The sequence below is a fragment of the Lelliottia sp. CFBP8978 genome (genome assembly GCF_034046055.2).
Classification (GTDB): domain Bacteria; phylum Pseudomonadota; class Gammaproteobacteria; order Enterobacterales; family Enterobacteriaceae; genus Enterobacter.
Genome location: NZ_CM188253.1, coordinates 1124576 through 1149531 on the forward strand (window position 1 = coordinate 1124576; position 24956 = coordinate 1149531).

General features: G+C 54.4%; 26 protein-coding genes. 9 read left to right on the top strand and 17 right to left on the bottom strand.

The genetic code is table 11. The features are described 5' to 3' along the window. Window positions 1–145: 145 nt before the first annotated feature. On the bottom strand, window positions 146–940 hold the full coding sequence (locus SOM82_RS05205; protein ID WP_154127689.1) for a TraB/GumN family protein: 795 nt from the start codon (window positions 938–940) through the stop codon (window positions 146–148). Between the two features lie 91 nt (window positions 941–1031). Continuing rightward, entirely contained in the window at window positions 1032–3530 is a 2499-nt protein-coding gene (copA, locus tag SOM82_RS05210) for a copper-exporting P-type ATPase CopA (protein ID WP_320460149.1), read from the bottom strand. Window positions 3531–3638: 108 nt separating this feature from the next. Between copA and cueR the strand changes: the two genes are divergently transcribed. Beyond that, window positions 3639–4049 (top strand): Cu(I)-responsive transcriptional regulator, encoded by a 411-nt coding sequence (gene cueR, locus SOM82_RS05215; RefSeq protein ID WP_320460148.1) that lies wholly within the window; start codon window positions 3639–3641, stop codon window positions 4047–4049. A gap of 72 nt (window positions 4050–4121) precedes the next feature. Here the strand turns inward: cueR and SOM82_RS05220 are convergent, their stop codons facing one another. The 9 genes from SOM82_RS05220 to tesA all read right to left on the bottom strand — a co-directional run bounded on the left by SOM82_RS05220 (window position 4122) and on the right by tesA (window position 10755). Continuing rightward, window positions 4122–4337 (bottom strand): hypothetical protein, encoded by a 216-nt coding sequence (locus SOM82_RS05220; RefSeq protein WP_320460147.1) that lies wholly within the window; start codon window positions 4335–4337, stop codon window positions 4122–4124. 32 nt (window positions 4338–4369) lie between these two features. Beyond that, window positions 4370–4603, bottom strand: coding sequence for a DUF2526 family protein (locus SOM82_RS05225; protein ID WP_320460146.1), 234 nt, complete (start codon window positions 4601–4603; stop codon window positions 4370–4372). Between the two features lie 39 nt (window positions 4604–4642). Further along, window positions 4643–5500 carry a hypothetical protein gene (locus SOM82_RS05230; protein WP_320460145.1) on the bottom strand — a complete coding sequence of 286 codons (858 nt, stop codon included), beginning with the start codon at window positions 5498–5500 and terminating at the stop codon, window positions 4643–4645. 293 nt (window positions 5501–5793) lie between these two features. Then, a complete protein-coding gene (locus tag SOM82_RS05235) occupies window positions 5794–6144 on the bottom strand; it encodes a hypothetical protein (RefSeq protein WP_320460144.1) in 351 nt (116 codons plus the stop codon). A gap of 178 nt (window positions 6145–6322) precedes the next feature. Next, window positions 6323–7657, bottom strand: a complete 1335-nt coding sequence (locus SOM82_RS05240; RefSeq protein WP_320460143.1) for a coiled-coil domain-containing protein — start codon at window positions 7655–7657, stop codon at window positions 6323–6325. Window positions 7658–8162: 505 nt separating this feature from the next. After that, window positions 8163–8468 carry a hypothetical protein gene (locus tag SOM82_RS05245; protein WP_501083571.1) on the bottom strand — a complete coding sequence of 102 codons (306 nt, stop codon included), beginning with the start codon at window positions 8466–8468 and terminating at the stop codon, window positions 8163–8165. Next, entirely contained in the window at window positions 8419–9273 is an 855-nt protein-coding gene (locus tag SOM82_RS05250) for a co-chaperone YbbN (RefSeq protein WP_154126534.1), read from the bottom strand. The genes SOM82_RS05245 and SOM82_RS05250 overlap by 50 nt, the downstream gene beginning before the upstream one ends. 59 nt (window positions 9274–9332) lie before the next feature. Continuing rightward, window positions 9333–10142 (bottom strand): SDR family oxidoreductase, encoded by an 810-nt coding sequence (locus tag SOM82_RS05255; RefSeq protein ID WP_320460142.1) that lies wholly within the window; start codon window positions 10140–10142, stop codon window positions 9333–9335. Beyond that, window positions 10132–10755 (bottom strand): multifunctional acyl-CoA thioesterase I/protease I/lysophospholipase L1, encoded by a 624-nt coding sequence (tesA, locus tag SOM82_RS05260; RefSeq protein ID WP_503421176.1) that lies wholly within the window; start codon window positions 10753–10755, stop codon window positions 10132–10134. The genes SOM82_RS05255 and tesA overlap by 11 nt, the downstream gene beginning before the upstream one ends. Here tesA and ybbA point away from each other — a divergent pair. The 6 genes from ybbA (at window position 10726) to SOM82_RS05290 (ending at window position 17931) form a co-directional block, all read left to right on the top strand. After that, window positions 10726–11412 (top strand): putative ABC transporter ATP-binding protein YbbA, encoded by a 687-nt coding sequence (gene ybbA, locus SOM82_RS05265; protein ID WP_320460141.1) that lies wholly within the window; start codon window positions 10726–10728, stop codon window positions 11410–11412. The two genes, tesA and ybbA, sit on opposite strands and share 30 nt — an antisense overlap. Continuing rightward, the gene (gene ybbP, locus SOM82_RS05270) at window positions 11409–13823 is read left to right on the top strand and encodes a putative ABC transporter permease subunit YbbP (protein WP_320460140.1); all 2415 of its coding nucleotides are present in this window, start codon (window positions 11409–11411) and stop codon (window positions 13821–13823) included. The genes ybbA and ybbP overlap by 4 nt, the downstream gene beginning before the upstream one ends. A gap of 182 nt (window positions 13824–14005) precedes the next feature. Continuing rightward, window positions 14006–15151, top strand: a complete 1146-nt coding sequence (locus SOM82_RS05275) for a porin (protein ID WP_320460139.1) — start codon at window positions 14006–14008, stop codon at window positions 15149–15151. 222 nt (window positions 15152–15373) lie between these two features. Further along, a complete protein-coding gene (locus SOM82_RS05280; RefSeq protein ID WP_320460138.1) occupies window positions 15374–16207 on the top strand; it encodes a MetQ/NlpA family ABC transporter substrate-binding protein in 834 nt (277 codons plus the stop codon). 58 nt (window positions 16208–16265) lie between these two features. Continuing rightward, window positions 16266–17279 carry a virulence-associated ABC transporter ATP-binding protein SfbB gene (sfbB, locus tag SOM82_RS05285; protein ID WP_320460137.1) on the top strand — a complete coding sequence of 338 codons (1014 nt, stop codon included), beginning with the start codon at window positions 16266–16268 and terminating at the stop codon, window positions 17277–17279. Then, window positions 17272–17931: a methionine ABC transporter permease gene (locus tag SOM82_RS05290; RefSeq protein ID WP_320460136.1), complete on the top strand. Its 660-nt coding sequence runs from the start codon at window positions 17272–17274 to the stop codon at window positions 17929–17931. The genes sfbB and SOM82_RS05290 overlap by 8 nt, the downstream gene beginning before the upstream one ends. 3 nt (window positions 17932–17934) lie before the next feature. Here the strand turns inward: SOM82_RS05290 and mnmH are convergent, their stop codons facing one another. The 5 genes from mnmH to ppiB form a co-directional block, all read right to left on the bottom strand. Next, entirely contained in the window at window positions 17935–19005 is a 1071-nt protein-coding gene (gene mnmH / locus SOM82_RS05295; protein WP_320460135.1) for a tRNA 2-selenouridine(34) synthase MnmH, read from the bottom strand. Between the two features lie 98 nt (window positions 19006–19103). Next, window positions 19104–20171, bottom strand: a complete 1068-nt coding sequence (purK, locus tag SOM82_RS05300; protein WP_320460134.1) for a 5-(carboxyamino)imidazole ribonucleotide synthase — start codon at window positions 20169–20171, stop codon at window positions 19104–19106. Then, entirely contained in the window at window positions 20168–20677 is a 510-nt protein-coding gene (purE, locus tag SOM82_RS05305) for a 5-(carboxyamino)imidazole ribonucleotide mutase (protein WP_154126544.1), read from the bottom strand. Before purE ends, purK begins: the two co-directional genes overlap by 4 nt. A gap of 117 nt (window positions 20678–20794) precedes the next feature. Beyond that, complete coding sequence (gene lpxH, locus SOM82_RS05310; RefSeq protein WP_320460133.1) at window positions 20795–21517, bottom strand: UDP-2,3-diacylglucosamine diphosphatase; 723 nt, start codon at window positions 21515–21517, stop codon at window positions 20795–20797. 3 nt (window positions 21518–21520) lie between these two features. Then, window positions 21521–22015, bottom strand: a complete 495-nt coding sequence (gene ppiB, locus SOM82_RS05315; protein WP_154126546.1) for a peptidylprolyl isomerase B — start codon at window positions 22013–22015, stop codon at window positions 21521–21523. A gap of 173 nt (window positions 22016–22188) precedes the next feature. On the opposite strand from ppiB, the gene cysS reads away from it, so the two are divergent. Further along, the gene (cysS, locus tag SOM82_RS05320) at window positions 22189–23574 is read left to right on the top strand and encodes a cysteine--tRNA ligase (RefSeq protein ID WP_320460132.1); all 1386 of its coding nucleotides are present in this window, start codon (window positions 22189–22191) and stop codon (window positions 23572–23574) included. Window positions 23575–23633: 59 nt separating this feature from the next. On the opposite strand, the gene SOM82_RS05325 is transcribed toward cysS, so the two are convergent. Beyond that, window positions 23634–24155, bottom strand: a complete 522-nt coding sequence (locus SOM82_RS05325; RefSeq protein ID WP_320460131.1) for a metal-dependent hydrolase — start codon at window positions 24153–24155, stop codon at window positions 23634–23636. Between the two features lie 312 nt (window positions 24156–24467). On the opposite strand from SOM82_RS05325, the gene SOM82_RS05330 reads away from it, so the two are divergent. Further along, window positions 24468–24944, top strand: a complete 477-nt coding sequence (locus SOM82_RS05330; protein ID WP_320460130.1) for a YuaE family lipoprotein — start codon at window positions 24468–24470, stop codon at window positions 24942–24944. Window positions 24945–24956: the final 12 nt, after the last annotated feature.

Consider the following 24956-nt stretch of genomic DNA (forward strand, 5'->3'; position numbering starts at 1 on the left):
TCTAAAAAATAGCACCATCTTGCGCAATAGTGTTGGCAGTGATGGTCACTTTAAGCGACAATCGGCTCACCCGAAGGTCTCCTTCGGCATAATAATAACGATGAAATTCCTCTTTGACGGGCCAATAGAAATATTGGCCATTTTTTTATTGCAACAGTGACGGCAGATTCCCTTCACCATACAAATGCAGCGCGCCAACGGCAACAACATAACGGCCGGCAGGCAGGGCGTGTAGTGCGTTTCGCCACGCCTGATTGCGCTCATGCATCAACACATCGTACAACGATTCGCTAAAGGTTGAGGGCAATTCCAGCCTGCTGTTGGCAGGCGGCGTCTCCAGCCACCAGCTAATCATCATCTGTAAAAGTCGCGCGTTGGTATGCCAGTGCGTGAGCGTATCATCCAGCAGCGGAAGCCCGTCGTCAGGAAGCTGGCGCAAAAGGGCAATCTGGCTTGCTGCGCCTTCGAGTTCGATAACCGGCAGATTTCTGGCGCGCGCGGCGTTCAACAGCTGATAGTCGATACCATATTCACCGCGCAAGCCCAGACGCTGAGCCTGCGTCGCCTGCAGTACCATCGCGATTTGCCACAGCGGTTGGGTCTCCAGCATCGAAACGGAAAGACCCACTTCATCAGCGATGCGCGCCAGTTCCGCCAGTTTAGTGCTGTTAAGACGTTCGCTCAGCGGCGGGGGAATATCGAGATTCGCGAAGGGAGACTCGCTGCCAGAAATATCCGCTTCGACGATCAAAGCATCGGCGGTGCGCAGTAAATTGATCAGCGCGGGCGGCAGCGGTGACATATCGCGCGTGCCCATATGGATGCTGCCGACGAGATGCAGATGCTGCCCGCCTGGCAGTGCGATATCCAGCCCCGGCCAGGGATAGCGGCGGGGAAACAGAGCGCGGAGGGTGGTTTTTATACGATTAAACAGACTCATACGCGCTCCCTGAATGGAAAGGTTTATGCTAGCGCGCATGGGGGCAAGGTGCAAATATTCCCCTCGGCCCGTTGGCGCGAGGGGAACGGGCTTAGTCCTTCGGCTTAAACCGCAGCAGACGGTTAGCGTTACTGACGACGGTGATCGAGGAGAGCGCCATCGCTGCCCCTGCCACTACCGGGTTCAGCAACGTGCCGGTGAGCGGCCACAGAATCCCCGCGGCAACAGGTATCCCCAGGGCGTTGTAGACAAAGGCCCCGAGCAGATTTTGCTTCATATTGCGCAGCGTCGCCTTTGAGATTGCCAGCGCATCGGCCACGCCCATCAGACTGTGACGCATGAGCGTAATAGCCGCCGTCTCGATAGCGACATCGCTTCCGCCGCCCATCGCAATCCCGACTTCCGCCTGCGCCAGTGCGGGGGCATCGTTAATGCCGTCACCCACCATTGCCACCTGTCGGCCCTGGCTTTGCAATTTTTTGATAGCCTCGGCTTTACCGTCGGGCAGCACGCCCGCGATCACCTCATCAATGCCGGCTTCTTTGGCGATGGCCTGCGCCGTCGTGGCATTATCGCCGGTTAGCATGACCAGGCGATAGCCTGCGCGGTGCAAGCGTTTGAGCGCCTGCACGCTGTCTGCGCGCAGCGGGTCGCGGATGGCGAACAGCGCTGCCGCTTTGCCGTCAACCGCCAGCAATACCGGCGTCGCTCCCAGAGAGGCCTGAGCGTTCAGCTCGTCGTCCAGCCCGGCAGTATCAATGCCGTTTTCATTCAACAAGGCCTGATTACCGAGAAGCAGCGTATGGTTTTCCGCCTCGCCGCTTACGCCCAGACCGCGCAGGGTGCGGAAGTGATGCACCTCCGGTAATGTCGCGCTGTCTGCTTTCTCGATAATCGCCCTGGCCAGCGGATGGCTGGAGCCTTGTTCCAGCGCAGCAGCAAGACGCAGCGCCTCGTCTTCGGTAAGCCCTGTGGTTTTCACCGCCACAACCTGCGGTTTGCCTTCGGTCAGGGTCCCGGTTTTATCAAATACCAGCGTATCAAGCGTGCTGGCGCGCTGTAGCGCATCGGCGTCGCGAACCAGTACGCCAAACTCTGCGGCGCGCCCTACGCCTGAGATGATCGACATTGGCGTCGCCAGGCCCAGCGCACACGGACAGGCGATGATCAGCACCGTGGTGGCGATAACCAGCGTATAAACGATCTGCGGCGCGGGGCCGAAGAAGTACCAGATGGCGGCGCTGAACAGCGCAATCCCCACCACCACCGGCACAAAAATAGCGGAGATTTTGTCGGCGAGCTGACCAATCTCCGGCTTACTGCTTTGCGCCTGCCGCACCATGCGAATGATGCGCGACAGCGTGGTATGGTTGCCGACGGCGCTGGCCCGGAACAGCACGCTGCCGTCCTGCACTATCGTCCCGGCATGCACCATATCGCCTGCGGATTTTTGCTGTGGAACGGGCTCGCCGGTTAGCATCGCTTCATCAAGCCAGGCTTCACCCTGCGTGATTTCGCCGTCGACGGGAACCCGATCGCCGGTCGTTAATCGCAGCGTCATTCCGGGCTGCACCTCGGCAAGCGGCAACGTTTTTTCGCCTTCGTCCGTCACTACCCTGGCTGACGGCGGCGTTAAATCGAGCAGCCGCTCCAGCGCTTTTGACGAACGCTGGCGTGCGCGGGCTTCGAGCATATGGCCTAAGTTGATAAGACCAATAATCATCGCGCTTGCTTCGTAATAAAGATGCCGGGCTTCCATCGGGAACCACTGCGGCCAGACGTTTACGCTCATCGAGTAGAGCCACGCCGCACCAGTGCCCAACGCAACCAGCGTATCCATGGTGGCTGTGCGATTTCTGAGGCTCTTCCAGGCGCTGGTGTAGAAATGTCCGCCTGCGAAGACCATGACCCCAAGCGTGACGACACCTATCACCAGCCACAGAGTGCGGTTGTCAGCGGTGACCATCATATTGTCACCGAGCATCCCCCAGACCATGACCGGTATACCGACCAGCAGCGCGACAATCGCCTGCCAGCGGAAGCGTTTCATGGTGGCGATAGCGGTTTCTTGCTGGCGTTCGCGGCGTTCGGCATCATCTTCGATGGCTTCTGCACCATAGCCCGCTTTTTCGACCGCCTGCACTAATTCTGCGGCGGAGGCACTGCCCATAACCAGCGCCGTGCGCTCCGCCAGATTGACCCGTGCCTGGGTGACGCCCGATACGCTCTGCAATGCATTTTGTACGTGCGAGACGCAGCTGGCGCAGCTCATGCCATTGATCAGTAACTGCTGGCTATCATCAATGTCACTGGCTGCCGGAAGCTGAGGGGGTTCCGCTGTCAGTGCTTCCGACGGGGTTAATGACTCTGTCAGCGGATCAGCCTTTGGGTGGCTTAACTCCGCCCCATAACCGGCCTGTTTGATCGTATCGATCAGGGCCTCGGCGCTGGCGCTGCCAACGACTTCGGCGTGATCGACCGTCACTTCAGCACGTTCAACGTCAGGACGTTGTTCCAGACTTTCTTTTACGCGTTTGACGCAGTGACCGCAGGAGAGGCCATCCAGCGTCAGATCTATGGTGTGAGACATAATAAAACTCCCGTATAATTATCTGGCCAGCTATTGACCGACAGACTGTTTTTACCTGACTGTTATGAAGGTTAAACCTTCCATCAAGGGGAAGGTCAAGGGGGAAATGTGAATATCAGTGACGTTGCGAAAAAAACCGGCTTAACCAGCAAAGCGATTCGCTTTTATGAAGAGAAAGGGCTGGTGACGCCACCGCTGCGCAGTGAAAATGGCTATCGGAGCTACACGCAGCTGCATCTTGATGAACTCACGCTGCTGCGTCAGGCCCGGCAGGTGGGCTTTAATCTCGAAGAGTGCGGTGAACTGGTTCAGCTCTTTAACGATCCAAAGCGACACAGCGCAGACGTGAAAAAAAGAACGCTGGAAAAGGTGGCGGAAATCGAGCGCCATATTGTGGAGCTACAGACGATGCGCGAACAGCTGCTGGTGCTGGCAGAATCCTGCCCTGGCGATGACAGCGCCGACTGCCCGATTATTGATAACCTTTCCGGCTGCTGCCATCGTAAGGCGAATGTTTAACAGGCTTTCACGCGAAGGGTTATGCCCTCTACCGCGATGACGACGACCCTGTGTCTTCACCAAAAGTGTTGGCTACTTGCCCATTTCTTTACGAACAAGCGCGGGATAGGAGTACTGGCGACGTTTGCCAGTACCGACCTCAAGCAAGGTGTAGCGAGCATCAGGAAATTTGCCATTTTTATCCACCACCATCAGTAACGCACCGTGTTGATTTTTAAATATTTTACCAGCGGGATACTTAGGCGCGTCAGGATTCCTGCAAGGGCATTCAGGATCACAATGGCTCATTGATTAAACCCTTCTTTTCATTTCATTCTGGATCATAAGATACGGCCCCCCGTCTCAAGGAACACTCTGCGTTGCTCTTTCAGTTCAGCTTTCTCTTCAGTATGTTTGAAGATTGCATGACGCAAACGCATCTGCTGTTCATCGCATTCTGCTGTAGAAAGCTGAGGATCGTGACTTAATTCACACAGTAATTCATTCATACCGCGGATGTTATTCACCGAAAGGGCTTCTTCAACTTTTGCAATCACTGCTGCTAAATGAGACATAACTTGCCTGTTAATCAGATTCTGTAAAGTTGATCCTTTTCAGTCAGCGAAAGTGAACTTGAAATCTTTAACGTATGTATCGCCCGCTTCCTGGATAGCACGCTGTAACTCATTGTAATACTCATCAACGCCTGCAGAATAAACAGCGTCAACCAGTGGTTTGAGACGATCGCAGTAAATTTCTGGCTTCAGGCTGGCGGCGCGGTTTGCGTTAGGGATTGAATCGCTTGTGATAGCCTGGAAATAGGTACGCACTGAGCCTTTAACATTCGCACTGACTGCTTTCATATTCTCCTCACCTGTCAGTACCTGCAGGGTTGGGATCTGATTGTTCTGCACAGCGTCATTTAGTCTGGTCAGGAACTGTTTGAAGAATTCAACGCTCAACATATCAGAGACCTTCGGTTTAGTGCTGACTCCCTGGGTATTGCCTACACCGCGCCTGACGTTATCAACAACCGTTTTTGCTGCAGGCTGGGCTTTCTTGAGTTCAAGTCCAAAGAGCAGGTTACACAGTTCAACACGCTGTATAAGTTCCATTCCTCTGATTTCAGTCACTAATTTTGTTATGTCTTTAGACTTATAGGCGTAGTTTTTGAGCCAGTAAGACCAGTATTCAGCTTCAGGAATAAACCAGACCGGAGGCTTGTCTTTCGGATGGCGGGTGATCTTTCCATCAGTGTCGTATTCAATTGAGGAACCGTCAGAAAACTGGAACTGACAGCCGGGCACCAGCGGGTTTATGTCAACCTGAGCGCCTTGTTTGATCCAGTCTTCTACTTCACCCGCCATTAGATAGGTGAAATCATCTTCATTGTTAACGCAATCGATTAAAGACTTGATGTCAGGGATTTTTCGTCGGAAAGAATTGCCATAGTATACGAAACGCTTTGCCATTGTGTTAACTCTCCAAAATTATGCAATTGAATCTATCATATTGTTATGTATGTTATATCAATGAGATCTTAACCAGTGATGCAAAGTGTGCTGAATGTCAACATTAGCGGCATAATTCGAAGAAACTTAAGCATAAGTATCTTCGCTCTCTAAACTACGAGTTGTTGCCGATGTGTAAACATTGTATGAGACTTGACCAACTCTTACTGTTTTATCGCAAGCCTCTGCAAAGATATCCATTTCGTATAATGTGACCGGCTAATCAACACCAGGATTTCTCACCTGATGCTTTCTCAGTTACAACGCACGGTGCCAAAGGAATCTTTGCGGCACGTTGAACCGTCCGAACCGCGCGTAGTGCCGAAGCTATCGGTGCGCCATGAGTTTCCGTGATTATCTCGCGTCGTCCCGAAAGAGTCCGTCCGGTAAGTTGATCCATCGGAGCCACGGGTAGTCCCAAAGGAATCAGTGCGCCATGAATTGCCATGATTATCGCGGGTCGTACCAAAGCTATCGGTACGGTAGGTGTTGCCATTATCACAGCGTGTTGTTCCAAAGCTATCGGTGCGACAGGTCTCCGCTGATGCCTGTGCTGCAAATAATGCAACGACGATAATTGCCAGAATCTGACTGATGTTATTCATAACGATAAAACTCCTGTTGGCAGACTGAATATGACGCGCTACGAAACCTGCATAGTGTGAGTGTTAGTGAGCGTCTCTTAAACTGCTTAGAATGCGTCGGGTTAAGGTTTGAAAGCCTTAAAAAAAGGCCGGCCCGGAGGCCAGCCTACAGAGCTGCTGAAAATCGTCAGCGGAGTGATTAGAAATCGCCGTGGATACCCGCGCCAACCATATAACCGCTGTCCATAGAAGATGAAGCCTGGAAGGTCATTGCTGCTCTTTCAGTGACGTTTTTCTGGATACCTGCTGCCAGCGCGCCACCGTGACCCGCAGTACCCGTAGACAGCGCCCATGAATCGGCGTTGGCGTTAAAGTGCAGGGAAGACATTGCAGCAGCGTTATTACCGATCTGGTGCATCTCTTCACGAGTCTCTTCGATATCATTACGGTTGCGCTGAATATCTCTGGAGTTCTGCTGAATCGCTGCGCTGTTGTGGTCGATACGCGCTGAGTTATGAGCGACGCTGGCGGCATTGTGCTGAATGTAATCACCTTGCACGGCCTGCAGTGTCTCAACATGGCTAATTTCAGTTTGATTGGCGCGGACGGCTTTAGAGTTAGCCTCCACCTTGGTCATATCTGCATCTTTACCATCTTTACCCGCAGCACCATTCATAGGGGTAACGTGCTCGCCCGCAGTGCGTTGACGGTTAGCCTGTGCCATCTCATCGCCCCGAATCTTAGCGGCATTAGCATCAATGGAGCTATCCTGGGCTGAGTCAGTTTGTTCCTGCACTGCCTGGTCTGCAGCGTAAGTTGATGTTTCCACTTTCTGGTCTAATTCGGCATCGACGATCTTCGCACGCTGGGCGCTGGCGTCGTTGATAGCATCGATACTTTTGTCAGTGTCTGCTTTATTCTGGGTAACCTGGGTCTGCAGATTATCGTCCCCGGCCTGGCGGGCGGCCGTTTCATCAGCAATCTTACGGTCAACGATCTTCGCACGCTGGGCGCTGGCGTCGTTGATAGCATTGATACTCTTGTCAGTGTCTGCTTTATTCTGGGTAACCTGGGTCTGCAGGTTATCGTCACCGGCCCGGCGGGCGGCCGCTTCATCAGCAATCTTGTCGTCAACGATCTTCGCACGCTGGGCGCTGGCGTCGTTGACGCTTTTGAATTGATTAGCCGTGTCAGCTTTCAGCGCATCCACATTTGCTTGGGTCTGCGTGATGTTCTGGCGGTTCGTCTGTACCTCATCCTGGACACTCTCGATTGCGCTTTTATTACGATCGATGTTTTGCGTATTGGTCGAAATGGCTGAATCCTGCGCAATTACCACTTTTTCTAAAATCTGGATATCGCTTTTATTTTCACCGGCCTGAAGCTGGGCGGCATGTGCCTCATCAGTGGCATAGTTTGCCTGATTACGTGCGCCGTTGATTACCCCGGTAATCGGCTGGCCCTGAAAGTCGCCATACGACATGGAGACATCGTCAGAATTGACAGTTGCAGCAAAAGCAGCCGAGGAAGACATGACAACCACTGAAGCGAGCAAAGTTTTGGTGAAAGTTTTCACATTAATTTTCCCAGAAAGATTAAGGTAAGTTTTAAAATTCGCGTGGCTTGACAGTGTTGTCTGTTGCCATTACTGATGTGTGGCGAGTCTACTCTCACGATAAACATATTCAAGTCTCGTTGAACACATTCATAAGAGCGATTTGTTATCTTGATGATTGGTTTGAACTTATTTTTTATAATATTTAATTTTCATTAGTATTATCAGGTGTATAGAGTGTTTTTGGTGTTATGGAATATGCACCACTGATAACGAAGTGTTAAATATATAAGTGTGATATTTATAATGATGTTTGGATATTCATGACCGGTGAAGTCATATCCTTATTAAGTATGCATGTTTACATTATGTTTTTGTGAAGTGTTTTGTCTGGAACGTCAGTAGTGTTGTGTCTTAAGTATGAAATCCACAGATTTAATGCTGTTTAAGGATGCTAATATTAACCATGATAAAATAGTGGTTTTTATTTTTTAAGGCATCCTGGCGGCAGTTTGAAATTATTTGCCGAAAAGGGCGGAGTGAATGCGGTGCGGGAAATAAGATGAAGGAGTATAAAACACGGCTGGAACTCAGGCGTGCGGGTTGTTGCGTGGAGGAAAACCGCATCGGCGCGGTTAATCCGCGACAGTATACGTTCGTCGATGAAGCGGGTGATTACGTAGCTGAAGAAAGCGGGCTGAATCCCCTCTTCGTCGAAGAGGGGAGTGGAAAGAATGGAATCAGTACAACAATGCGTAAAGCTGGCGACGATACTTCGACGCCAGCGCATCACCGGTCCCCAGCGCCGCCAGAATCTCCTGGAACATCTTACGTGCCTGGCCGTCAGCCGCTGCCAGATCCTTTTTCAGATGGCTGAAGAGTAACTCAAGCGCCTCTTCATTACGGCCAACCTGATGCAGCTGCAAAGCCAGCTGGCTGGCCAGCGCGGCATCGTCCGGGTTCTCGGTTACCTGCTGCTGAAGCTGCTGAATCTCCGGTGTGTCGGCGGCCTGTTTCAGCAGATCGATTTGCGCCACCAGGCCCTGATAGCGGGTATCTTGATCCTGCAATGGAATGGTTTTCAGCACCGCTTCGGCGTCTTCTGAACGGTTCAGTTCAATCTGGGTTTGTGCCAACAGAAGCCCAATCTGACTGTCCTGATTCGACAATTGCCACGCCTCTTTCAGCAGCGGCAGCGCTTCGTCGTGTTTCCCTTCCTGAATCAGCGCCAGCGCCTGCTGGGCTTTTAACTCTTCTTCACGCGGCAGCACTTTATCGAGCAGCGCGCGAACGGCCTCTTCAGGCTGCGGGCCCTGGAAACCGTCCACCGGCTGACCATTCTGGAACAGGTAGACGGTAGGAATAGCGCGCAGGCCAAACTGAGAGGCCACCATCTGCTCGGCATCGCAATCCAGTTTTGCCAGCAGGAACTGACCGTTGTACTGGGCGGCAAGGCTTTCCAGAACCGGGGTTAGCTCAAGACAGTGCTGGCTGCGCTCGGACCAGAAATAGAACAGCACCGGTTTTGTCATCGACAATTCCAGCGTCTGGTGCAGGTTAGCTTCGGTAATGTTGACAATATTCTGTGCGGACATACGGCATTCTCAGTTAATCAGTTTGATATAGACATGGGGGTGAGGAGCAACGCTTCAACTCAACCGTGTAAAATTTTATCCATCACGCGGCCCGGCAGCAGGCGCTTAAGCCAGCCAACGGCGTGAGTCACCAGCGTGACCGGATAGCGCATTTTGGGACGATCGCTTTCAAAAGCATGGCGCACTTTAGCGACAACTGCCTCTGGTCCAAGCGTGAATCGCGCTGCGATGCCCGGATTTTCAACCGGTTTGTCGGACTGGGTTTGATTGACGTTATCGGTAAATCGGGTGCGGATGGGGCCCGGTTCGATCAGGCTGACTTTGATACCGCTGTGGCGCAGCTCCATGCGTAAGGCATCGGACCACGCTTCCAGCGCATATTTACTGGCGGCATAAGCCCCGCGACCCGGAGTCGAGATAAGCCCCATGACGGACGATGTCATCACGATGCGGCCTTCACCGTGCGGCAGCATGGCGGGCAGCAGGGCCATCGTGAGCTGATGTACGCCAAAAAAGTTGGCAGAAAACTGCTGTTCGAGCTGCTCACGGGAGACGGTTTGCAGGGGGCCGTACACGCCGAAACCGGCGTTATTAAACAGCCCGTACAAACGGTTGTTGGTCAGCGCAATCACCTCGGCGGCGGCGCGTTCGATGCTTTCTGGCGAGTCAAGATCCAGCAAAATGCCCTTAAAGCCCTTGCTGTTCATCCGTTCGACATCATCAGGTTTTCGACAAGCGGCCAGAACCCAAAATCCCTGGCGCTTCAGTTCAAATGCGCTTTCAAGGCCAATCCCACTGGAACATCCTGTTATTAAGACCGATTTTTGCATAACTTTACCTGTCAGGATCTCCGCTGAATTAAGAGTCATGTTTAACTAGAGGAGCCAGTCGAGTCGCCATCCAGTCAGCAATAAAGGGCTGGGCGTCGCGATTGGGGTGAATACCGTCATCCTGCATCCATTGTGGTTTCAGATAGACCTCTTCCATGAAAAATGGCAGCAGCGGAATATCGAATTCTTTGGCAAGCTTCGGATAGATGGCGCTAAAGGCCTCATTATAACGGCGTCCGTAGTTCGCAGGCAGACGAATTTGCATTAAAAGCGGTTGCGCGTTGGCGGCCTGAATATCCGTAATAATTTTGCGCAAAGTTTGTTCTGTCTGTTGCGGCTGGAATCCCCGCAGACCGTCGTTACCGCCCAGTTCGACCAGCACCCAGCGCGGTTGATGTTGTTTAAGCAGGGCAGGCAGACGGGCAAGTCCCTGCTGGGAGGTATCGCCGCTGATGCTGGCATTCAGTACCGGCGTTTTTGTCTGCCATTTATCGTTGAGCAGCGCAGGCCAGGCGGCAGTGGCCGCCATCCGATAGCCCGCGCTCAGGCTGTCACCCAGAACTAATAACGTGTCCGCAGCAGCGGCGCGGAAGGTCATCAGAATCAGAAACAGGAAGGGCAAATGCCAGCGGAAAACATTGTTGCAGTTCATCATCTTAAGAAGTCCGTCGGTCAGGGGGAGCACGAGCTGTCCATCCTCACCGGAGTTGAACTCGTTGTCAAACGCGCTGAAACCATTGCGCTGATTGGTGAATCCGGTTCCGGTAAGTCCACGCTGCTGGCGATTCTGGCCGGGCTGGATGACGGCACCAGCGGCGAAGTTAATCTCGTCGGGCAGCCGCTGCATCAGCTGGATGAAGAGGCTCGCGCGGCGCTTCGCGCGAAACACATCGGTTTTGTCTTCCAGTCTTTTATGCTCATTCCTACCCTGAATGCGCTGGAAAACGTCGAGTTGCCCGGCCTGCTGCGCGGCGAGAACGCCAGTCAAAGTCGCCACGGCGCGAAGGCGCTGCTGGAACAGCTCGGGCTGGGGAAACGTCTCGATCATCTTCCGGCGCAGCTCTCCGGCGGCGAACAGCAGCGCGTGGCGTTGGCGCGGGCGTTCAATGGCCGCCCGGACGTACTTTTTGCCGATGAACCCACCGGAAATCTGGATCGTCAAACGGGGGATAAAATCGCGGATCTGCTGTTTACGCTGAACCGCGAACATGGCACAACGCTGATTCTGGTGACCCACGATCCGCAGCTGGCGGCACGCTGCGACCGCCGTCTGCGTCTGGTGAACGGGTTATTGCAGGAGGAAGCATGATCGCACGCTGGTTCTGGCGCGAATGGCGCTCGCCCTCGCTGTTGATTGTCTGGCTGGCGCTGAGTCTGGCGGTGGCCTGTGTGCTGGCGCTCGGCAGCGTCAGCGATCGAATGGAAAAGGGCTTAAGTCAGCAAAGCCGCGAGTTTATGGCGGGCGACCGTACCCTGACCAGCTCACGCGATGTGCCGCAGGCGTGGATCGACGAGGCGCGTCAACAGGGGCTCAAGGTCGGGAAACAGCTGAGTTTCCAGACCATGACCTTTGCCGCTGACACGCCCCAGCTGGCAAGCGTGAAGGCGGTAGACGATATCTATCCGATGTACGGCGAATTGCAAACCAGCCCTCCCGGTTTAAAACCCACGGCCGGCTCAGTGCTACTGGCGCCGCGGCTGATGGCGCTGCTGAATCTGAAAACCGGCGACAGCATCGACGTGGGCGACGCCACGCTGAAAATCGCCGGCGAAGTGGTCCAGGAGCCGGATTCCGGCTTTAACCCGTTCCAGATGGCGCCGCGTCTGCTGATGAACACGGCGGACGTCGAAAAAACCGCAGCCGTTCAGCCGGGCAGCCGCGTCACCTGGCGGTATAAATTTGGCGGAACGCCAGCCCAGCTGGAGGCCTACGAACAGTGGCTGAAACCGCAGCTGAAACCGGAACATCGCTGGATCGGCATGGAACAGGACGACGGCGCGTTGGGTAAATCGCTGGAGCGTTCGCAGCAGTTTTTACTGCTTTCAGCGCTGCTGACCATGCTGCTGGCGGTTGCCGCCGTAGCGGTGGCGATGGGGCACTATTGCCGCAGTCGCTACGATCTGGTGGCGATCCTGAAAACCCTCGGCGCGGGCCGCGCGCAGCTGCGCAAGCTGATCGTCGGGCAGTGGTTGATGGTGCTGGCGCTGTCTGCCATTACCGGCGGGGCGATTGGGCTGCTGTTCGAAAAAGTGCTGATGGTGTTGCTCAAACCAGTACTCCCGGCGGCGCTTCCGCCCGCGAGCCTGTGGCCATGGCTGTGGGCCATGGGGGCGATGGTGGTGATTTCGCTGCTGGTGGGGCTGCGTCCCTATCGCCTGCTGCTGGCCACGCAGCCGCTGCGGGTGCTGCGCAGGGATGTGGTCGCCAGCGTCTGGCCGCTGAAATTCTATCTGCCGGTTGTGGTGGCGGTGGTCGTGATGTTGCTCGCCTGGCTGATGGGCGGCAGCATGTTGCTGTGGGCGGTGCTGGCCGGAGCCGTCGTGCTGGCGCTGCTGTGCGGCGTGCTGGGCTGGATGCTGCTGAACGTGCTGAAAGGACTGACGCTGAAATCGCTGCCCGTGCGCCTGGCGGTGAATCGCCTGCTGCGCCAGCCGTGGTCGACGCTGAGTCAGCTGTCGGCTTTTTCACTCTCCTTTATGCTGCTGGCGATGCTGCTGGTGTTGCGCGGCGATTTGCTCGACCGTTGGCAGCAGCAGCTTCCAGCGGAAAGCCCGAACTATTTCCTGATCAACATTGCGCCGGAACAGGTCACGCCGCTGAAGGGCTTCCTCTCTGAGCATCAGATTGTGCCCGAATCGTTCTATCCGATCGTGCGGGCGCGACTGACGCAAATTAACGGCAAGTCGACGGAGGGAAACCAGGACGAATCACTCAACCGTGAGCTGAATTTAACCTGGCAGGAGAAACGGCCGGATCATAACCCGATCACCGCCGGCAGCTGGCCGCCAAAAGCGGGTGAGGTGTCGATGGAAGAGGGGCTGGCAGCGCGGCTGAAAGTCGGTTTAGGCGATACGGTGACCTTCACCGGCGATACCCAGGACTTCAGCGCTAAAGTGACCAGTCTGCGCAAAGTCGACTGGGAAAGCCTGCGTCCGAACTTCTTCTTTATCTTCCCGACCGGCGCGCTGGACGGGCAGCCGCAAAGCTGGCTCACCAGTTTCCGCTGGGAAAACGGCAACGGCATGCTGACGCAGTTGAACCGTGAGTTCCCGACGGTGAGCCTGCTGGATATTGGCGCGATCCTGAAACAGGTCGGCCAGGTGCTGGAGCAGGTCAGCCGCGCGCTGGAGGTGATGGTGGTGCTGGTCACCGCCTGTGGCGTATTGCTGTTACTGGCCCAGGTGCAGGTGGGAATGCGACAGCGCCATCAGGAGCTGGTGGTGTACCGCACGCTCGGCGCGAGTAAATCCCTGCTGCGCACTACGCTATGGTGTGAGTTTGCGCTGCTGGGGCTGGTGTCGGGACTGGTGGCGGCCATTGGCGCTGAAACCGCGCTGGCCGTGCTGCAAACGCGGGTATTTGACTTCCCGTGGGAGCCGGACTGGCGGCTGTGGCTGATCCTGCCTGTCTCCGGCGCTGTGCTACTGTCCTTGTGCGGCGGCTGGCTTGGCACGCGGCTGTTAAAAGGCAAAGCGCTATTCCGTCAGTTTGCCAGTTAATTCCATTACGTGATGATTACGCGCCGGTTTATATACTGGCGCGTAATCATTTAGTAGCACAAATTGGTAATACCCTCACATTTAGCAGCACAAAACATTAAAAACCCAACCACACGAGCCGTTTAATTCCGGATATTATTCGTTTGCTAAATAATTAGCAGCGTGTCTATCAAGGAATAATAATGACCATAAAAAAAACAGCGCTGGCGACAACGATCGGCGCGGCAGTGGCATTGGCGTCTTTCGCAGCACAAGCGGAAATCACCGTACTCAAGCAAGATCCGCAGGCGGGCAACCCCCTGAGCCGTCTTAACTTTACCGTTGGCGGCAGTATCCGTCCGCAGTTCCAGAATATGACCGGCGACGATGGTAAAAATAGCTATAAGCGTAACGGCTTCGACGGCGGGACGCGTTTCCGTTTCGCCGCGGATTACTATCTGTTTGATGACATCAGCTGGGTGAGTTATTACGAGCTGGGCGTGAATATTCCGGCGCTGTTCGACTGGGATAATCACCACGCAGAAGGCGCGAACGATACCTCTCGTCGTATGCTTTACACCGGCCTGAAAAGCGACACCTGGGGTACGCTGACCTTCGGTCAACAGAACAGTGTCTATTACGATGTGGTGGGCGCGAAGACCGATATCTGGGACTACGACATGATCGGCCAGGCCCCTGGTAACGGCATCAACGGCGACTACGATGGCTCTTATCGTTCACGCAAGATGCTGAAATATAAGAAAACGGTGGGCGATGCCGATATCTACGCATCCTGGCTGTTCGAAGACGGTGAATACCTGCCGGGTAACGGCCTGCGTTATAAGCGTAAAGGCGGCGGTTCACTCGGTCTGGATTATCACCTGACCACCGACCTGACCTGGGGCACGGCATGGAACTACACCCGTGCGGATATGCGCGATCCGGACAATGGCGACAGCAAATCCTACGATCAGAATATCCTCGGTACGGCGCTGAGCTGGACTCCGGACAACTGGACCTTCTCCGCAGGCGGCGGCTGGTATCAGAACTTCATGACCACCAAAAAAGTGTCTGTTAACGATTACTTTGCCGGTGATGCATGGGGCATTGAGTACTTCGCAGGCTATAAAATCCCGGTCGGCCAGTATGCGCTGAAATCCGTTCAGCCTTATGTTATGGGCGATCGCATTGAATATGTGAATGGTCGTAACTACCAGCGCACCGACAATGGCGTGGGTGTGAGCTTCCAGCTGGATTACGGTTTCCGTGTTGATTACGAACACGTGTTTACCTCCAGCACCGACAATCTGGGTGATATGAACCTGGTGCGTCTGCGTTACGACTTCTGAGTCGTCTCACCGGGTGGCGTTCTGTCGCCCGGTTATTCTCCTTCCCGGACTATCCATAGCCAGAATCGGCATAACCCATCTTCAGTACATTCAAAGACATATTCAGCAACATCATGAAATAATTTCAAGGACAGCGGCTTGTGATCTGTGTCATGTTAAAGATTATCTGCGTCGCATCGTACGACGCACTACACAGCCACACCGCTTTGAAATGGAGATGTTATGGGATTTCGTCACACGCTTCGCGCCGCAGCCGGTGCGTTATTGTTGGTCTGCGGTTTGCAGGCTGCTCACGCTAACAGCGATCCGCACACCATTGTGTTTGGCGTTGCGCCGGGTCCGTATGGCGATATGGTTAAGCAGGCGATCGCCCCTTCACTGAAGGAGAAAGGGTATAAAGTGGTGGTGCGTGAATTCAGCGACTACGTACAACCCAATATGGCCCTGTCTAACGGCAGCATTGACGCCAACCTGTTCCAGCACTCGCTCTACTTCAGCAAATTCACCGCCGATAAAGGGCTTAAACTGACGAAATTGCTCACCGTGCCGACTGCCGGAATGGGCTTTTATTCGCGCCAGGTAAAAAGCCTGGATGAGCTGAAAAAGGGCGATATCGTGACACTGTCGAACGATCCAACGAATCTGGCGCGCGGCCTGCGTTTCCTGCAATCGCTGAATCTGATCACTATCAAAGATAACATCGACCCGACGAAAGCCTCCGAGCGTGACATCGCCAGCAATCCGAAAGGGCTGGTGTTTAAACCGCTGGAAGCAGCCCAGCTGCCGCGTACGCTGGACAGTGTGACGGCCTCGCTGGTGAATGGTAATTTTGCCATTGCCGCCGGGCTGGATCTCTCCAGCGCCCTGGCCCAGGAACATCTTGACGAAAATCTGAAAAATATCATCGCGGTACGTACAGAAGATGCGGATAAACCGTTTGCCAAAGATATTGTGGCCGTCGTGCAGTCACCGGTCTATCGCGCGGTGATCGACGATCCAAAAAATGTGTATACCGCGTTCCAGAAACCAGACTGGATGACAGCTGCAAAACCGTAATGGCGTACACGATCGACGGGGCAGACAGGTCTGCCCTTTTCGCATTTCTGAGGTAGTCATGATTAAGTTAGATAAGGTGTGCGTTGATTTCCGGACAGGACGCGGACCTTCAACTCGCGCGGTTTCAGATGTGAGTCTGACGATTGCGGCGGGTGAGATTTTTGGCATTGTCGGTACCAGCGGCGCTGGCAAAAGTACCTTGCTGCGCACGCTTAACGCACTGCAACGCCCGAGCGTCGGGAGCGTGAACGTCAACGGCGTGGAGATTTCCGCCCTCGACGGGGTGAATCTTCGTCAAGCACGCCAGCGTATTGGCATGATTTTCCAGCATTTCAATCTGATGCATACCCGTACCGTGGCGCAAAACGTGGCGTTCAGCCTTAAAGCGGCGGGCTGGGAACGCAGTAAAATCGCGCCGCGCGTGGCGGAGATCCTCGCGCTGGTGGGGTTGAGCGATAAAGCCGGTCGCTATCCGGTTCAGCTCAGCGGCGGGCAGAAACAGCGCGTGGGCATCGCCCGTGCCATTGCCAACCATCCTGATGTTTTACTCTGCGATGAACCGACGTCGGCGCTGGATCTGGAAACATCAGCCACCATCCTGGCGCTGCTGAAGAAGATCAATGAGCAGATGGGGATCACGATCGTACTGATCACCCATGAGATGAACGTGATCAAATCTATTTGCGATCGCGTGGCGGTGATGTCCGGCGGCGAAGTGGTGGAGCTGGGCGAGGTGTTTGATGTGTTTGCTCACCCGCAGCATCCGTTCACGCAGCAGCTGGTCTCCCATATGCTGAACCTGACTTTGCCGGAGCGCCTGCAGCAACACTTGCCGGGACAACTGCTCAAAATCCTGTTTATCGGCGATTCCGCCGAGCAGCCTGTGTTATCGGATGTGGCGATCAAATTTGGTGTGGCGGTCAATATTCTGCACGGAAAAATTGAGTATATCGGCGAGCGAGCGCTGGGCATTCTGGTCGTGCAATTGACTGCCGATGACCCCTCGGTCGTTGAATTAGCGGTTGAACATATTCGCCAGCGTACGGCACAGGTGGAGGTGATCCGTGGATGATTTAGTGGCCGATCTGGGCCTTGCATTTAACGAAACCTTCCAGATGTTAAGCATTTCAACGGTGCTGGCGATTGTCGGCGGTTTACCGCTCGGCTTTTTGATTTTTGTTACTGACCGTCATCTGTTCTGGCAAAACCGCTTTGTCTATCTGGTGAGCTCCGTGCTGGTGAACATCATTCGCTCGGTGCCGTTTGTGATCCTGCTGGTACTGCTGTTGCCGCTGACCCAGCTGCTGCTCGGCAATACTATCGGGCCTGTTGCGGCCTCCGTTCCACTGTCCGTGGCGGCGATTGCATTTTATGCCCGTCTGGTGGACAGCGCGCTGCGAGAAGTTGACAAAGGGATTATCGAAGCGGCAGAAGCTTTTGGTGCCAGCCCCATGCGCATCATCTGTACGGTATTATTGCCCGAAGCGAGCGCGGGTTTGCTGCGCGGGTTAACCATCACGCTGGTGAGCCTGATCGGCTACTCGGCGATGGCGGGGATCGTTGGCGGCGGTGGGGTCGGGGATCTGGCGATCCGCTACGGTTATTACCGTTACGAAACGCAGGTGATGGTTGTCACCGTGATCGCGCTGATCGTACTGGTGCAGATTGTTCAGGTGCTGGGCGACTGGCTGGCGAAACGCGCCGATAAGCGCGACCGCCGCTAAATATCAGGCCGCCAGCCAGGCGGCCACTTCGTTAAACGCGCCCCGATAGATAATCTTGTCGGCTTTTTTCTCCAGCTGATATCGGTACATCGGGTCGTAATAGTCATTGAGCAGTGGCGCAAGCCAGGAATAGTGCGCCTCGGTACTGCCTGTGCGCTGCTGCTCGATGAGTGCGGAATCCAGTAATGCGCTGAACTCTGCAAACCGCTGTAACCCCAGACGACGGCGGATGGCGAACAGGCCGTGATGCAGATAGTCGGTGTACTCCTGCCAGCCTTTTTCTTCGCCGAATGCGGCTGAAAAATCCTGCCACATGTGCGCGAAATACTCCTCGCGCAGGCGTTCAAGACGAATATCAAAAGGATCGTCCACCACCACGATAGGCGATTCCGCCATCCGCTCGCGCAGACACTCCGGCAGATGGTTAGAGCCAATCATCCGGCCTTCGTCTTCCAGCACCCAGCGTGGAGCGTCCTTTTTAAGCAGCGCGACGGCCAGCTGATTTTCAAAACTGGCCTGCGACAGCTGGGCGTTAAGCGTGCGGCCAAACGATGAGCCGCGATGACGCGCCAGCCCTTCAAGGTCGATGCCCGACGGGTGTTGTTTAACCAGCAGCGTTTTCCCGCTGCCGGTGCAGCCGCCAATCAGCACCATCGGCTTTTGTACTTGCTCATACGTTGCCTGAATGGCTGCCTGGCGCAACGCTTTGTAGCCACCCGCAATTAATGGGTAATCGATCCCGGCGGCTTTTAACCACGCCTGAGCAATGTGCGAGCGCTGCCCGCCGCGCGCGCAGCAGAGATAGCCGTCAGAGTTTGCCAGACAGGCGTCGCGCCAGGCGTTAATCCGCTCTGCACGCGTGTCGCCGCTGACCAGACTATGGCCTAACGCCAGCGCGGCTTCTGGCCCCTGGCGTTTATAGCTCGTGCCCACGGCGGCGCGTTCATCGTCGGTCATCAGCGGCAGATTAAGCGCAGCAGGCATAGCGCCCTGGGTGAATTCGATCGGCGCGCGAACGTCGATTAAAGGGGTATCGGCGGCAAGGATCGCGCGATAGTCCGTTCCATCGTTCATGAGAAGTCCTGAAGGAAACAAAACAGCAATAGGCGGGGATTTTACGCGTGTTGAAAGATACCGGGGAAGGAAAAGATCAACTCCCCGGCATCTAATGCTTAGTTGAGCTTCGATTGTGCCCAGGAGATACCGCTGGCGTACTCTGGCGGTAACAGAGGAATGATCGCTTCGAGAGTGGCAACCAGGCGTCCGGTATCATCATCGTTGAGATTCAGATGACCGACTTTGCGCCCTTCGCGTACCTCTTTATCGTACCAGTGAAGATGGACCAGCGGCAGTTTAAGCCAGTCATAGTTCAGATCGGTTCCGATAAGATTGATCATCACGGACGGGCAATTGACTACCGGCTGCGGCAGCGGCAGATCGGTAATGGCGCGCAGATGTAGCTCAAACTGGCTGATAGAGGCGCCGTTTTGCGTCCAGTGGCCGCTGTTATGCACGCGCGGAGCGAGTTCGTTAATCAGCAGACCGGCTGGCGTGATAAAGCACTCCATCGCCATGACGCCCACGTAGCCCAGCTCCTGCATGATGGCAGAAAGCATCTCTTCGGCCTGCGCCTGTTGTCCGGCATGAGCCTGCGGGAAGGCCACGCTGGTGCGCAGAATGCCATCCTGATGCAGATTATGGGTCAGCGGATAAAACACGGTGCTGCCGTCATGGGCGCGTGCGCCAACCAGCGAGACTTCACCGCTAAAGTTGATTCCCTGCTCAACGATGCATTCACCGTAACAGTCGTCCGGTAGCTCTGCGGTTTCATCCGCGCGTAAACGCCACTGGCCGCGACCATCGTAGCCGCCGGTGCGACGCTTCACGATCGCTAAAGAACCGAGCCTGTCGAATACCGCTGGCCATTCGCCTTTATCCGCAAGCAGTTGCCACGGCGCGGTGGCGAGATTGAGTTTGTCGAACAGCTGTTTTTGCGTCAGGCGATCGGCAATAACCGGAAAGATGTCGCGATTGACGAAGGCGTTATGACGGGCCAGCTCGCGGGTTAAGGCGGTTTCCGGCCAGCGTTCGATTTCGGCGGTGATAACACTTTGCTGAAAGGGCACCGCTTCCGGCTCGGCATCCAGACCAACGGGCCAGACGGTGATGCCCAGCGGTTCACCCGCCTGGCGCAACATACGACCCAGCTGACCGTTACCGAGAACGCAAACTTGCTTCATGCCGCACCTCGCGGATCCGGATTCTCCAACACCTCGTCGGTCTGGGCGTTACGCCAGTCGATAAGACGCTGATGCAGTTCTTTATCGTGTGTTGCCAGAATTTGTGCCGCCAGCAGCGCGGCGTTCGCGGCGCCCGCTTTGCCAATCGCCAGCGTACCGACCGGAATACCGCGCGGCATCTGAACGATGGAGTACAGGCTGTCGACACCGCTTAATGCTGCGCTTTGTACCGGTACACCGAGCACCGGCACCAGCGTTTTAGCGGCAATCATTCCGGGCAAATGTGCTGCACCGCCCGCACCGGCAATGATCACCTGATAGCCATTGTCTTCTGCGCCTTCGGCGAAGCTAAAGAGCTTATCGGGTGTGCGATGTGCGGAGACCACTTCAACATGGTGAGGAACATCCAGGATTTCAAAGATTTCGGCGGCAAACTGCATGGTAGCCCAGTCGCTTTTGGACCCCATCACGATGGCGACACGCGCCGGATTATTGCGGGAAGACATGCGTCTTAAAACTCCTGTGGTGCGAAACACACTGCTTTGAGGGCACAGAGAATAGCATGTAAAAACGGCAAGGAAAACGGTTGCGTGGCTGTGGAAAGGGCAAACTCGTGAGAAAAATTAAAACGGGAAGGCGATTAACTCAACGTTATCCGGCGTCACTTTTACCATCGAACCTTCCGTATGCCAGGCGCCTAATACCACGCGCTGCGCGGGCTCGCCGTTGGCCGTCAGAGTGTGTACGTCCGGGCGATGAGTATGACCGTGAATCAGCCATTGTACGCGGTGTTTTTCCATCACGTTGATAACCGCCTGCGGGTTCACATCCATGATGGTCATTGATTTGCTGCTGTTGGCGGCTTTACTGCCTGCGCGCATTTTGGCAGCGATGCGATTGCGGATAAACAGCGGTAGGGCGAGGAAGAGCGTCTGGATCCACGGCGTATGAACTTTGGCACGAAACGCCAGATAGCCGGTATCGTCGGTGCAGAGTGTATCGCCATGCATGATGAGTACGCTGCGACCGTAGAGATCGAGAGCCTGTTCTTCCGGCAGCAGCGTCATGCCGCTTTCACGGGCGAAGCGTTTGCCAATCAGAAAATCGCGATTGCCGTGGATGAAGAAGCAGGGGACGCCGGAATCAACCAGCGCTTTGATGGCGGCGGCTATTTCATGGTGCAGAGGGTTGGGATCGTCGTCGCCAATCCAGGCTTCAAACAGGTCGCCCAGAATGTAGAGCGCGTCGGCAGTTCGCGCTTCGCCCTGTAAAAAACGCAGAAAACCGGCGGTGATCGCCGGTTCTTCTGTTTGCAGATGCAGATCTGCAATAAAGAGTGTCGCCACCAATTACTCGCTGACGGTCACGCTGGTAATGATAACGTCTTCTTTAGGAACGTCCTGGTGCATACCGCTGCGGCCAGTAGAAACACCTTTGATTTTCTCAACAACGTCCATGCCTTCAACCACTTCTGCGAATACGCAGTAGCCCCAGCCCTGCATGCTTTCGCCAGAGAAGTTCAGGAAGTCGTTGTCCGCTACGTTGATGAAGAACTGAGCCGTTGCAGAGTGTGGCGCCTGAGTACGCGCCATCGCCAGCGTGCCACGGGTGTTTTTCAGACCATTGTTCGCTTCGTTTTTGATCGCCGCTTTGGTCTCTTTCTGGTTCATGCCAGGTTCAAAACCGCCGCCCTGAATCATAAAACCATTGATCACGCGGTGGAAAATGGTGTTGTTGTAGAAACCTTCGCGGCAGTAGTCCAGGAAGTTTTTGACTGTTTCAGGCGCTTTATCGTCAAACGTTTTGATTACGATATCGCCATGATTAGTGTGGAAAGTAACCATTTTTGCATCCTGTTCCGGTATTGTAGTGCGTCGACCCCTGTGAGGGTCACAGATAGAGGGGTGTTATAGCATAACCGTAAGACGGGATCATCTTGCATTGTGTGCTGATTCCGGTCTGAATTATGGGTATCATACAGACTTTATTATCCACACACGTCTACACGGAACCTTCGATGTTAAAAATCTTTAATACTCTGACGCGCCAAAAAGAGGAATTTAAACCTATCCATGCCGGGGAAGTCGGCATGTACGTGTGTGGTATCACTGTTTACGATCTCTGTCATATCGGTCACGGGCGGACTTTCGTCTCTTTTGATGTGGTGTCCCGATATCTGCGTTTCCTGGGATATACCCTCAAGTATGTGCGTAACATCACCGATATAGATGACAAAATCATCAAGCGCGCTAATGAAAATGGCGAAAGCTTCGTCGCGCTGGTGGATCGCATGATCGTTGAAATGCACAAAGATTTTGATGCCCTGAATATTCTGCGCCCGGACAGCGAGCCGCGAGCCACTCACCATATTCACGAAATCATTGAGATCACCGAAAAGCTGATCGCGCGCGGTCACGCTTATGTCGCGGAGAATGGCGACGTGATGTTCTCCGTGCCGACCGACCCGTCCTATGGCCAACTTTCCCGCCAGGATTTGGACCAGCTGCAGGCCGGTGCGCGCGTTGACGTCGTTGACGTGAAGCGTAACCCGATGGACTTCGTACTGTGGAAAATGTCCAAAGTCGGTGAGCCGAGCTGGCCATCCCCGTGGGGCGAAGGGCGTCCAGGCTGGCATATCGAGTGCTCCGCGATGAACTGCAAACAGCTTGGCAAGCATTTCGATATTCACGGCGGCGGTTCAGATCTGATGTTCCCGCACCACGAAAACGAAATTGCCCAGTCCACCTGCGCGCACGGCGGCGAGTACGTTAACTACTGGATGCACTCCGGCATGGTGATGGTTGATCGCGAGAAGATGTCCAAATCACTGGGCAACTTCTTTACCGTGCGCGACGTGCTGAAATATTACGATGCGGAAACCGTGCGCTACTTCCTGATGTCCGGCCACTACCGCAGCCAGCTCAACTACAGCGAAGAGAACCTGAAGCAGGCTCGTTCTGCGCTGGAGCGCCTGTATACCGCGCTGCGTGGCACCGATAAATCTGTGGCACCAGCCGGTGGCGAAGCTTTCGAAGCGCGCTTTATTGAGGTGATGAACGACGATTTCAACACTCCGGAAGCCTATTCCGTGCTGTTTGATATGGCACGCGAAGTGAATCGCCTGAAATCTGAAGACATGACGGCGGCGAACGCGCTGGCCTCTCATCTGCGTAAACTCTCAGCCGTGCTGGGCCTGCTTGAGCAGGAACCAGAAGTATTCCTGCAAAGCAGCGCGCAGGCGGATGACGGTGAGGTTGCGGAGATTGAGGCGCTGATCAAGGCGCGTCTGGAAGCGCGTCAGGCGAAAGACTGGGCTGCAGCAGACGCGGCGCGTAATCGCCTGACAGAAATGGGTATCATTCTGGAAGATGGCCCGCAGGGAACCACCTGGCGTCGTAAGTAATTTCCCCACCGCGCTAACTCTCCCCACTGGCGAGGGTTAGCGTGGCATACCGCCTGTTCTCAGCGGCGTCGCCACCACAGTAATCCCATCAATACCACGCCCGGCAACCAAACCCACAGTAGCTCCGACATGATCACCTGATGTCCGTAGGGCGTGGTGTAACGTGACAGAGCAAATGGCGCGACCTTAATCACCTGCCAGGGGGCGAAGAACCGTTCGTCCGACCACGGCCACAGCCAGCCAACACCTTTCCCGCCCGTAGTGACGGAATCTAACAGGCTGTGCGACAGCAATGAAACGGTCAAAAAAAGCCAGCAGCGGATCAATCCCGCGCGGAACCTTCGCCGCCCAATCAGTACGCAGAGCAAGGGCACGACAAACGCAAACAGCAGGGAGTGAGTAAACCCCCGATGGCCGAAAATATTGCCGTAGGCGACACCGAACTTAAAGGCCAGAACGTCGGCATCAGGCAGCATAGCCAGGATAACGCCTGCAAACAGCAGGCGTGGAGGGATCGTTTTGGTGCCAAGACCTAAGCCGAGGCATATCGGTACGGCTGCGTGGGTAATGATAGTGGGCATAACGGTCATCCAAGTAAATCATGGAAATATAGCACTGAAATGGCAATCTAAATGACGAGCAAGATTCTGATTTTGTTTAGGTGTGATTTTGTTTTTTTCTTTCTGCTAATATGCTGTTTTGTTTCATTCATAACACGCATGAATATGTCTCTTGTTTTATTGTCTAAATATAGACAATTTAGTTATGTGATAATAATTCCAGAGATTGTTTTTAAGAATTTAATGAGGATATAATGCTTTGTTCATTATTCCATCTGGCATGATGCGTTAATTTCTTGACGTGACCATAGTGGATATTTAAAGGATAAGTTCGTGATCGTTACTGATAAATTCCGCAATTGTGCAGGAAAGTGTTTCTTTTCTCTGATTTTTATATCGACATTGTTGACGACCGGCGGTTGCCAACAAACTAAGCCCGGGGATACTCAGACGATGTCTGAACCAGAGGCAACCTATACTGCTCCTGCGATTACGCCAGGCTCATCCATGCCAGAATCAAAGATGACATCTTCGCAATCAACAGCCTCCGCTGAAGGGTCAGCCTCGACCTGTCAGCGTGAATTAGTCGCGTTATCGAAAATTAACCAGCGTCTTTATGCTCAGAAAAAAGCGGCCTTTAATGAGTTAATATCAAGTGCATCGGTTTATACCGCTGTCCGTGATGATATTACTGCGCAAACTAAAGATACAATGGATGCGTTTTATAAGTTTAAAACGCAAAAAATATGTAGCGACATAGAGCAAACGGTTCGACAGGCGTTGATAAGTCGGGTGGATGGCTCTCAATGAAAATATTCAAGA